We start from the raw sequence: 10,157 nt of genomic DNA on the forward strand, positions 1-10,157 counted from the left end.
CTTTGGACATCATTATGAATGGAAGATAATGATCCGGTCCGAATAAAGTGTGTAAAAAACCGATTGATAAAGCCGTAACTAATAATATCGTTAGTTCATTTCCCATCAACATCTCCTTTTTTTCTCACCATGAAGGCACTAATGTACGAAGAATCACGAAGTTATAATTTAATTTGTTAATGTTTGTTCGTGTTCTTGGTGAATAATTTTATTAAATTTCTCCAGTTGTTGCCAGATTAAGATTTGCATGTTTAACACCTTTCGCTGCTTTCAGTTTGGTGCAGAGATTTTTCAATTTCTTCGGTTTTCCTTTTACCACAACAATCTCGAAGCAGTAATCATGATCTAAATGTATATGTTGCGATGAAATTATCAGTTCGTGATTTTCATGTTGGATATTGGTAAGATTATTCAGCAGATCGTGTTTGTGATGATCAAAAACAAGAGAAATAACACCGGTAATAATTTTATCTTCATTCCATTCCTGTTCGATCAGTTTTTCGCGAATAATATCCGCAATTGCATTGGATCGATTAGGATAATTCTCTTTCTTGATAAGATGATCAAATTTGTTTAGAAGTTCCTTTTCCAGAGAAACACCAAATCTAACTAATTCCGACATCTAACCTCCGTGTTACGAATGTCAAAAATGTGTTACTGAATTTGGTGTCAATAATATTCAATCGAAAATTTTCCGATAAGAATGACAATACGGATATTTCCCTGTTTTTAGATAATAATCCTGATGATAATCTTCCGCTGGATAGAATTTTTCTGCTTTTCCCAAGGTAGTAGCAACATCATAATCCATTTTCAGAAGTTGTTTGATGATTTTATTTGCAGTTTTTTTTTGACCTTCATCGAGATAAAAAATTGCCGATCGATATTGTTCTCCTATATCTGGTCCTTGCCGATTAATCTGAGTAAAATCGTGGATTTCAAAGAATAATTTAACCAGTTTTTCATAAGAAACTATTTCCGGATCAAAGGTTATTTCTACTGCTTCCGCAAAACCTGTTGATCCCGAACAAACCTCTTTATAAGTTGGATTTTCGGTCTTTCCTCCAATATATCCGGAGATGACCTGCAGAACTCCATCCAGTTTTTGAAAATGATATTCCACACCCCAGAAACAACCTCCGGCAAAGATCGCTCTTTGAGTTTCCGGAGACACTTCTTCTATAAAATTCAAGGATAATGAATTTACACAATGTCGAGTGTTTTTATCTGTAAAGCCTTCTCCCAGAAAAATGTGACCGAGATGTGCTCCGCAATTTGCACAGACAATTTCAGTACGAATTCCATCTACATCCGGGTTTCGTTTCACAGCATTTTCGATTTCATCTTCAAAACTGGGCCAGCCGCAACCGGAATCAAACTTATCATCTGAGTGATACAAAGGAGCATTACATCTTTTACAGAGGTATGTTCCGGATTTATCGTGTTTGTAGTATTTTCCGGAAAATGGTCGTTCTGTTCCTTTATGGATGATGACCTGCTCTTCTAAAGGAGTAAGTTTGTTGTAGTTCATAGATTCGTTTCCTTTTAAAAAAATAAATGCTATAATTAATAAGGCAAAAGTTGTTGATTTCATTTCTTTCTTACAATCTACCTTTTTCTATTTCAGACATGATGCTACCTTTCCGCCCACAACTCTAAAACATTCCCGTTCGAATCTTCAAAACTTGCACAATATCCAAAACCTTTCCCGATATTATATTTTTCTTTTATTAGTTTGCCACCTAATTTTACGATTTTATCAATTGTTCGATCAATATCTATAACGGTTATCGAAAAACCTATTCCTTCTGAACACGGCTTTTTGTTTTTGTTCAATCCACCTTTGATGTTTCCTGCTTTGAAAAATAGATAATCACGACTGTATTCAGAGAAATCCCAACCGAAAATTTTTGAGTAAAACTCTTTCGCTTTCTCCAAGTTTGGAGCAGGAATTTCAATCCATTCGATTTTACATCTGTTTTCCATCTTTTTCTCCACAATTCACCACAAAGACACAAAGGCACAAAGAAAGACACAAAGAAAATCTCCTCTTGAGAGGAGTACCCGATTTATCGGGGGAGGTGTGTTTCATTAATCATTTTTTTCGTGCCAATTAGTGGTTTCATTCTTATCCGTTTAATCCCTGAAAATCCGCGAGCCAAAAGATCATTCCACACGAAACCGAAAGATCTCCGCTTCTGCAAAATCGTATTTCAGACGCTTCAACAGGTTCTTTTCTTCATCCAGAATCTCGATCATACCGTTCTTACCGACCAATCCGGGATTTGAATTTCGATACCACCATTGTCGTATCATTCCGTCCTCCTTGCGGTCGATGATCTTCAATTCATAACATCCGGTAGGAAGCTCGATCAATTCTTCATAAATTTCATTGTCCTCAAATCCTTCTTTTTCATACAAAATTTTCCCGACATCATCAGTGATCGTATAAGCATTATCTTTTGCTCTTCCCAAACCTTGTGCTTCGATATGCATAAGGAATTTTCCGGGAAGTATTTGCGGACGAAACACGATAGAAGTCATTTTATCATTGTTTGGATATTCATCGAATTGTCCGTTCGGTTTGGAAATTTCTACGACAAAAATACTGTCAGGACTTTCCCAATCGATATGCGGCAAAATGATATTCTCTTTTTCCAAAAATTCCAGGTTTCCGAACCATTTATGAATATACTTTTTTTCAGAACATAATCCGTATTTGATAGTTAAAGTTTTCAAAGGATCTTTTCCGGAATTGCGAATAATGATTTCCGGATTTGTGCAGATGGGATTTATCCTGCTGTAACTGTCTTTATTGGAAGGAACAATAATATCATAAACTTCAGCATTGATTCTGAAGTTCGGTTTTCCATAAGAAAAAAGTTGATGACACTGACGAAACATTCCGTCCTTTTCACCGTTATCTCGATACATTTCAATTCCATAATCGAACATTATCGTATCACCAGGATCCACAATATTCGTCAGTTCATAATCGTATGTATCGACTGGAGTTCCCGGACACCAGCCGGCTCGATCAAATTGCCAGGTTCCACCTTGCGGATAGATAGGATTATCACCGCAATTCTTCCAGATTATCCAACGAAATAAAATACTCTCATCGGCATAATAAGTATGAGTTTTGCGATCCCATTCGCAGCAGTTTCGCGGACCAAAATGTCCATGACCGGAAATCCTGGCTCGCATTTTATATCCGCTGGCTTTAGGATCAAAAATCAGTTCAAATGGTTTCATAACACTATCAACAGCGATTTTTTCGTATTTATAATTTCCCCATTCATAAAGATTTTTCACAGAAATAACATCTCGTGGTGGAATTCCTTCTATAAAGACAAACTTCAGATCGAGAAGTTCAGATTGACTGCCGGATGAAATATCTAATCTGCCTTTTAAAAGAGGAGCATAATCCGTAACATCATAAATGTATGTCCACCCGCAATCTCCGTTCAAGTCGAGTCCAATTCCGTAAGGAGTTACATAGTTATCCAATTCGAAGACTTCGACCGTATCGTTAACCGGAATATGAAGAAGAGTGTAAGTGCAGTAATCCCACTCTCCGCAAGGGAAACTGTCTTGTTTAGTTTGCTCATCACATTTCAAAGTTCTAAGCATATAAATCTTTTCCCAGGTTCGTTCATCATCAGGGAAATCAAAGAAATCTCTGCGTTTTTCAATGTCACCAAAGGTGAAGGTTTGCACGATGAGTGAATCACCAACTGCAGAAAACAGCGGGAAGATCAAGATAGACAAGATAGTGAATAATATGGTTTTCTTCATATCTGATCCTTTTTTATTTTAATTCAACATTCCGATGTTAATATTGATCGATATTAACAAGATTTACAAAAATATAATCCTCTGGGAAAAACCATTTCAAGGTTTTCTTCACAAAACATATTGTTCATCGCACTTTATGTAAATCAATCTCTCATCCCTTCGATCGTCTCGATATGCAATTCTTTTCCTGTGATCAATTCCGTATCAAACGATTCGCATTTTTCGCAGAAAAAAATCGGTTCATTCAGGATCGTTTCTTCTCCGCAGTTTCTGCATTTTATCCTCACATCGATTTCTTTCATAATTAGTTTGGCATCTGCAAAACCTTCATATTCGGTTTTCATCAAGTCAAAATGCATCATCATTACTTCTTCTACGATCTGATGGAATTTCCCGACAATGATCTTAACTTCTTTGATCTCGACCAGCTTTTCTTTATCTTTTATCTCTTTGGCTATTTCAAATAACGAATGAACTATTGCTCCTTCGTGCATAATTTTTCCTTTTTTTACCGCAAAGACGCAAAGAGCGCAAAGGTTAAGTTTCTCATTCAACCATGAAAGCGTTAAGCAGGAAGAAGTCTTGAAAGAAACATTTTCATGGTTCTGTTATTCCTGATATCTGAATTTTCCATTCACGAATTTATGAAGAATACTGGAAATAAATGTTTGATATGGTAAACCTTCTTGAATCGCCTTTCTCTGTAATTCTTTCAAATCCCGGGAAGAAATTCGGATGTTTACTCGTTTATCTTTTTTTATCGTATTTCGAGCATATAGTCTTAATTCCGAACTTCGTTTTTCAATATTACCCGAAGTTCTCCATTCTCCATTCTCAAAAGATTTGAGTATTTCCATATCATCCTTATCAAAATTATTTTTCATCTTTTTTCTCCAAATATTTACTTGTTGCTTTTCTGCTTGGAATTATTGTTTTCAGGAATATTTCTGTGTCCGATTCAATATATGGGACTAAACAAGCATAATTCTCAATATTAATCACAAAAATATTCTGGTTTGGATATTTTTTTTGTTTGGATGTTCCAGGTCATCAAGAAGACCATCGTTTTCCAGGTAAAATAGGACATCTTCAAAAGAAATACCTCGGTTCTTTTTTAACCAGATATTCTTCTCTTTACTCCAATTAAATATCTTCATAAAACAAATCTAATCCAATGTGTGCATTTTGGCAACAAAAATATTGCATACCTTGAAAAAGTCTCTTTCAAATTATTCTATCAATTGACTCTTTCAAGGTTCAGCAAAACAAGTTTTATTCTATGAAATCAACATTTTTGAAAACTGTATTACAGACAACCTTGAAAGTGTTAATTAGTAAGAGATTTTGAGAGAAACATTTTCAAGGTTCTTCTTTGCGTTCTTCGCGTCTTTGCGGTTAACATATTCTCGGTAGAGGGTCACTTTCCAGCATCAAAAGCGGACGCAATCCACCAATAGAAGTTCGCAGATAAACGCCTTTCACTTCGTTTGTGACTTCTCCGATTATTGCGGATTCTTTTCCGTGTTTGTGTTTTTTCATCACATTTATCAGTTTGGAAGTTTCTCCACTTATGAATGAAACCAGTTTCCCTTCATTTGCCATATAAAGAGCATCCAGACCGAGAAGACCGCAAACTGCTTCCACTTCTTCTTTGATGGGAAATTCCTTTTCATCGATGATGATTCCGAAACCGGTATCTTCTGTCACCTCGTTTAGAATTGTCGCAACCCCGCCACGGGTAGCATCTCGCAGAAAGTTCACATTTCCATGTTTCAGCATTAATTGAACAAGTTCATTCAAAGAAGCACAATCGCTTTGTGGAGCTGGAGTAAGCCCCAGATTTTCACGAGCATTTATTATTGCTACAGTGTGATCACCCAAAGTTCCGTTAATGATAATTCTATCTCCGATTTTTATATTTTTTGAAGAAAGGTTCACACCTTCGGGAAGAAAACCAATTCCTGTAGTTGTGATATAAATTCCGTCTGCTTTACCTTTTTCCACAACTTTCGTGTCTCCGGCAATGATCTTTACATTTGCTTCTTCCGCTGCTTTTTGAACAGATTCAGTAATTGTTTTCAGGTCGTTGATTTTGAATCCTTCTTCTATAATATAAGTAATCAACAGATATTTCGGGATCGCTCCTTTCATCGCAACATCGTTCACAGTTCCGGTTACAGATAATTTTCCAATATCTCCACCCGGAAAGAAGATCGGTTTGATTACATGCGAATCTGTAGTAACTACCATTCTGTTCTCGATTTCAACAGCATCTTCAAGAGAAGGAAGTTTAAAATTTTTATCGAAAATATCATTGATCAATTTTCTTGTTAGTCCCGCTCCACTGCCGTGACCAAGAGCTATTATTTCTTCTTTCATTTTTTCCCTTTTTTTGGAAAGCATCAACCGTGTTGATGCATAAAATAACATGGTTATTTTACTCCAAATCAATCATTCGTAAAGTTTTTATCGGTTGTTAAAACTTCACAATCCGGCAACTGCCGGATTAGTAAGTTTCTTATTCGTTCAATCCGTGAGAATCCGCCTGCCAGGTCGTAGATTTATCGAAGACTGGTGAGCCAATCATCTTTCATACTTAAAATATGCAGCACAACTTCCTTCCGACGAAACCATACATGGTCCAATCGGATGTGATGGATTACAGGCTTTTTCAAACAATGGACATTCCGGTGGAATGATCTTACCTTTCAGAACATCAGCACATCTGCAGCCTGTATTTTCTTCCACTTCCTTCAAAGTAATTCCATACTTTTTGGAAGCATCGAATTCTGTGAATTCTTCTCGAATTCCTAAACCTGACTGCGGAATCCAACCAATTCCCCGCCAAAGAGCATCTTCAGTATGCAAAACCGTATCGATCACTTTTTGGGCATTCCTGTTTCCGGTCAGATTCACAACTCGATTATATTCATTCACGATTGCCGGTTTGTTTTCTTCGTTTTGAAGTGTAAGATATTTCACTGCTCGCAAAATATCGAGAGGTTCGAAACCTGCCACAACACCGCCGATTCCGTATTTTTCAGGCAAGTTTTTATACGATTCCGCTCCAATGATCACGCTCACATGACCCGGAAGCAGGAAACCATCCAGCTGAATATCTTCTGCAGAAAGAAGTGCTTCTAATGCTGGTGGAACGAGTTTGAAAGCGGGAAAGACAGAGAAATTTTTCAGATTCTTTTTCTTTGCCATCAAGATGGTTTGAGCGATACCGGGAATGGTCGTTTCAAAGCCGATTCCAACGAATACAGTTTCTCTATCTTCTGCAAATTTCAAAGCATCGAGTGGAGAATAGACCATCCTCACATCCAAACCTCTGGCTCTGGCTTGCTCAAGAGTTTCTTCTTTTCCCGGAACTCGCAGCATATCACCAAAAACCGCAATCGTTACGCCGTCTAACTTCATCAATTCATCGATCAAAGAACTCGGTGTTACACAAACAGGACAACCCGGACCCGAGATCAACGAAATATTGTTCGGAAGCAGTTTTCGGATTCCCCAATGTCCGATCGCCATGGTATGAGAACCGCAAACTTCCATTATCTTAAGCGGTTTTTCCCACTTTTTCAATTCTTCTACGATCTCATTGATCGCTTGAGGATCACGGTATTTTTTCAGATTAAGTGACGGCATAAGTGTCCATTTCCTCAAATATCTTCAAAGTTTCATGCGCATCTTCTTCTGTAATAACATTCAAGGCAAAACCTGTGTGCATCAAAACCCAATCTCCGACTTTGGCTTCCGGAGTAAAAGAAAACATTATTTCTTTCGTTACTCCACCCAGGTTTACAATACCTTTTTCACCTTCAATTTCCACTACTTGAGCTGGAATTGCTATACACATATTTTTCTCCTCTAACAGCTTACGAATTTGTGCAAACACTTCGGAATGTTTGATTTTAATCTCAAAACAATCGGAAGACCTTTCATCTTTCCCCTGGAAAGTTGATGAACATTCCGATGTTTAAACATTCCGGTTCGCTACCATTACTTGACCAACCGAAATCGAACCATCATTTGGTGTCAATTCCGAAGGCAGAAAAACTTCAAAACCGTTCTTTTCCAATATGAATTTCAAACCTTCCAAAATGACTTCATTCTGCATTACACCGCCGGAAAGTACAACTTTTTTGGTCCCTGATAATTTATAAGCCTTTTGCACACAATCCAAAGTAAATTTTAAAATTGTATGATGAAATTTGCGAGCGATAGTTTCAGGAGCGGTATTTTTTGAAATATCTTCGGCAATTTCAGAAATTATATTTTTTATTCTAATAATCTGATCATCTATATTATAAGAATAAAATTCTTCCTCGAAAACAGGTTTATTTTGACAGAGAAATTCCAGAGCCATTGCACTTTGCGCTTCAAACGATATTTCAGGATACAAACCAAGCATCGCAGCGACACAATCGAACAATCTTCCCATACTCGAAGTTTGGAAAACATTGAAATTATTCTGCAATTGTTTTGAGATGATATTTTTCTCCAAATCTGAAATATCTTCTAAAAAAGAAATATCGATGCCAAATTTGGAAAGATAAGCAAAAGCGATCCTGATCGGATGTTTGATGGCAGCATCTCCTCCGGGAAGCGGCATATAATTCAGATGAAATAAACGCTCGCATTTTTCATATTCAACGAGCAGAATCTCACCTCCCCATATTTTCCCGTCTGTTCCATAACCTGTTCCGTCATAAGAAATTCCGATAACCGGTTCATCGAGATGATGTTCTGCCATAATTGCGGCAATATGAGCGTGATGGTGTTGAACTTTTTTCAGTGGAAGGTTCAAATTTTCCGCAAATCTGGTTGTCATATAATCAGGATGAAGATCGCAGGCAATTAATTCCGGCTCAAGTTTGAACCATTTTTTATACTTCAAAAAAGTTTCAATGTAAAAATCAAGAGTTTCTTTACTGTTGGAATTTCCGATATAAGGAGATAAAAATAGAGATTCTTCTTTGGATAAAGAAAAAGTGATCTTCAGTTCTGCACCCGCTCCTAAAGTTTGTTTTGTTTGGAATGGCAATTTTATCGGAGTTGGAACAAATCCTCTCGACCTTCTGATCATAATATTTTGAGATTCTGAAGCACGAATAACGGAATCATCGGAACGGTTTAAAATGTGACGATCGTGTGTTAAAAAAGCATCACATAATTTTATCAATTCCTTTTCTTCAACCGCAATTGGTTCATCGTGAAAATTTCCGGAAGTCATGATGAGAAAAGGTAAATCTTTATTTAAGATTTGATAATGATGAGGAGCGTAAGGTAAAAAAACTCCGATATTGGGATTTTGTGGTGCTATATTTGGAGCAATTAGATATTCTCGCTTTTCTCGTTCCCAAATTGAATTTGGGAACGAATCATCGATTGATTTTGACTCAAATTCTGTTCCCAAATTCAATTTAGGAACAAGATATTTATTTTTTTTCGGCAAGATCAAGATCGGAGCAGCAGGTGATTTCAGTAATTTTAACTGCTCATTATTTATTTCGACAATATCCTGAATTCTTTCCGGAAAACACATCACAGCAAAAGGTTTATGCGGACGATTTTTTCTTTTACGAAGCTCCTCGACCGTTTCGTAATTAGCAGCATCACAGGCAATATGAAATCCTCCGATCCCTTTTATTCCGACAATTTTTCCATTCTTCAAAGCTGAAATTGTATTTTGGATCGGATCACCTTCGACTTCCCGGAAAGTTTTATCCAGAAATTTTAGTTGAGGACCGCACTCCGGACAGGCAACAGGTTGAGCGTGAAATCTGCGATTCAAAGGATTTGTATATTCATCTTTGCAGTAATCACACATTTTAAAATGTTTCATTGAAGTGAATGGTCGATCGTAAGGCGTATTTTCGATGATAGAATAGCGAGGTCCGCAATTTGTGCAATTTATAAAAGCGTATTGAAAGCGAGGATCTTTCGGATCATTAAATTCGTTCACACAATCTTCACATACAGCAAGATCGGGAGAAATAAGAGTCGAACCTGCGGTTTTGGAACTTATTTTTATTTCGAAATTTTGATAATTCTTATCAGGATGTTTTTCAAATGTGAATTCTTTGATTATAGAAGCCGGAGGTAACTCTGTTTTAATTCGATGAACAAATGTATTTATAGAATCTTCCGAACCTTCTACTTCGATCTGAACGCCATTTGTCGAATTCAACACGAAACCTTTCAAATCCAGTTCTACTGCAATTTTATAGACAAAAGGTCTGAAACCTACTCCCTGCACTATCCCGTTGATCAATATCCGATACATTTTCACCTCAAGAAAATCGATGTATTTCTTTTAAATGATGGTTTTTAAGTCAAGTGTGAATTATTTA

At 36.8% G+C, this 10,157-nt stretch carries 10 protein-coding genes and 1 pseudogene; all 11 read right to left on the reverse strand.

Annotated elements, in window-relative coordinates:
- Window positions 1-211 precede the first annotated feature (211 nt).
- The 11 genes and pseudogenes from nikR to ENL20_10910 all read right to left on the reverse strand — a co-directional run bounded on the left by nikR (window position 212) and on the right by ENL20_10910 (window position 10,090).
- A complete protein-coding gene (nikR, locus tag ENL20_10860; GenBank protein HHE39055.1) occupies window positions 212-622 on the reverse strand; it encodes a nickel-responsive transcriptional regulator NikR in 411 nt (136 codons plus the stop codon).
- A 57-nt stretch (window positions 623-679) separates the two neighbouring features.
- A complete protein-coding gene (locus ENL20_10865; GenBank protein HHE39056.1) occupies window positions 680-1,531 on the reverse strand; it encodes a bifunctional methionine sulfoxide reductase B/A protein in 852 nt (283 codons plus the stop codon).
- Window positions 1,532-1,635: 104 nt separating this feature from the next.
- Window positions 1,636-1,986, reverse strand: a complete 351-nt coding sequence (locus ENL20_10870) for a hypothetical protein (protein HHE39057.1) — start codon at window positions 1,984-1,986, stop codon at window positions 1,636-1,638.
- 180 nt (window positions 1,987-2,166) lie between these two features.
- The gene (locus ENL20_10875; protein ID HHE39058.1) at window positions 2,167-3,798 is read right to left on the reverse strand and encodes a hypothetical protein; all 1,632 of its coding nucleotides are present in this window, start codon (window positions 3,796-3,798) and stop codon (window positions 2,167-2,169) included.
- Between the two features lie 143 nt (window positions 3,799-3,941).
- Window positions 3,942-4,292 (reverse strand): hydrogenase maturation nickel metallochaperone HypA, encoded by a 351-nt coding sequence (locus ENL20_10880; protein ID HHE39059.1) that lies wholly within the window; start codon window positions 4,290-4,292, stop codon window positions 3,942-3,944.
- 114 nt (window positions 4,293-4,406) lie between these two features.
- Window positions 4,407-4,682, reverse strand: coding sequence for an antitoxin (locus tag ENL20_10885; GenBank protein HHE39060.1), 276 nt, complete (start codon window positions 4,680-4,682; stop codon window positions 4,407-4,409).
- A pseudogene (locus tag ENL20_10890) lies at window positions 4,672-4,955 on the reverse strand (toxin). Before ENL20_10890 ends, ENL20_10885 begins: the two are co-directional and overlap by 11 nt.
- Window positions 4,956-5,193: 238 nt before the next feature.
- Complete coding sequence (gene hypE, locus ENL20_10895) at window positions 5,194-6,201, reverse strand: hydrogenase expression/formation protein HypE (GenBank protein HHE39061.1); 1,008 nt, start codon at window positions 6,199-6,201, stop codon at window positions 5,194-5,196.
- Between the two features lie 180 nt (window positions 6,202-6,381).
- A complete protein-coding gene (gene hypD / locus ENL20_10900) occupies window positions 6,382-7,449 on the reverse strand; it encodes a hydrogenase formation protein HypD (GenBank protein ID HHE39062.1) in 1,068 nt (355 codons plus the stop codon).
- A complete protein-coding gene (locus tag ENL20_10905; protein HHE39063.1) occupies window positions 7,436-7,660 on the reverse strand; it encodes a HypC/HybG/HupF family hydrogenase formation chaperone in 225 nt (74 codons plus the stop codon). Before ENL20_10905 ends, hypD begins: the two co-directional genes overlap by 14 nt.
- Before the next feature lie 120 nt (window positions 7,661-7,780).
- A complete protein-coding gene (locus tag ENL20_10910; GenBank protein ID HHE39064.1) occupies window positions 7,781-10,090 on the reverse strand; it encodes a carbamoyltransferase HypF in 2,310 nt (769 codons plus the stop codon).
- Between the last annotated feature and the right edge of the window lie 67 nt (window positions 10,091-10,157).

The sequence above is a fragment of the Candidatus Cloacimonadota bacterium genome, assembly GCA_011372345.1.
Taxonomy (GTDB): domain Bacteria; phylum Cloacimonadota; class Cloacimonadia; order Cloacimonadales; family TCS61; genus DRTC01.

Coding starts and splice junctions, on each gene's coding strand:
- nikR (HHE39055.1), bottom strand. CDS start 622: ATGTCGGAATTAGTTAGATTTGGTGTTTCTCTGGAAAAGGAACTTCTA.
- ENL20_10865 (HHE39056.1), bottom strand. CDS start 1,531: ATGAACTACAACAAACTTACTCCTTTAGAAGAGCAGGTCATCATCCAT.
- ENL20_10870 (HHE39057.1), bottom strand. CDS start 1,986: ATGGAAAACAGATGTAAAATCGAATGGATTGAAATTCCTGCTCCAAAC.
- ENL20_10875 (HHE39058.1), bottom strand. CDS start 3,798: ATGAAGAAAACCATATTATTCACTATCTTGTCTATCTTGATCTTCCCG.
- ENL20_10880 (HHE39059.1), bottom strand. CDS start 4,292: ATGCACGAAGGAGCAATAGTTCATTCGTTATTTGAAATAGCCAAAGAG.
- ENL20_10885 (HHE39060.1), bottom strand. CDS start 4,682: ATGAAAAATAATTTTGATAAGGATGATATGGAAATACTCAAATCTTTT.
- hypE (HHE39061.1), bottom strand. CDS start 6,201: ATGCTTTCCAAAAAAAGGGAAAAAATGAAAGAAGAAATAATAGCTCTT.
- hypD (HHE39062.1), bottom strand. CDS start 7,449: ATGCCGTCACTTAATCTGAAAAAATACCGTGATCCTCAAGCGATCAAT.
- ENL20_10905 (HHE39063.1), bottom strand. CDS start 7,660: ATGTGTATAGCAATTCCAGCTCAAGTAGTGGAAATTGAAGGTGAAAAA.
- ENL20_10910 (HHE39064.1), bottom strand. CDS start 10,090: ATGTATCGGATATTGATCAACGGGATAGTGCAGGGAGTAGGTTTCAGA.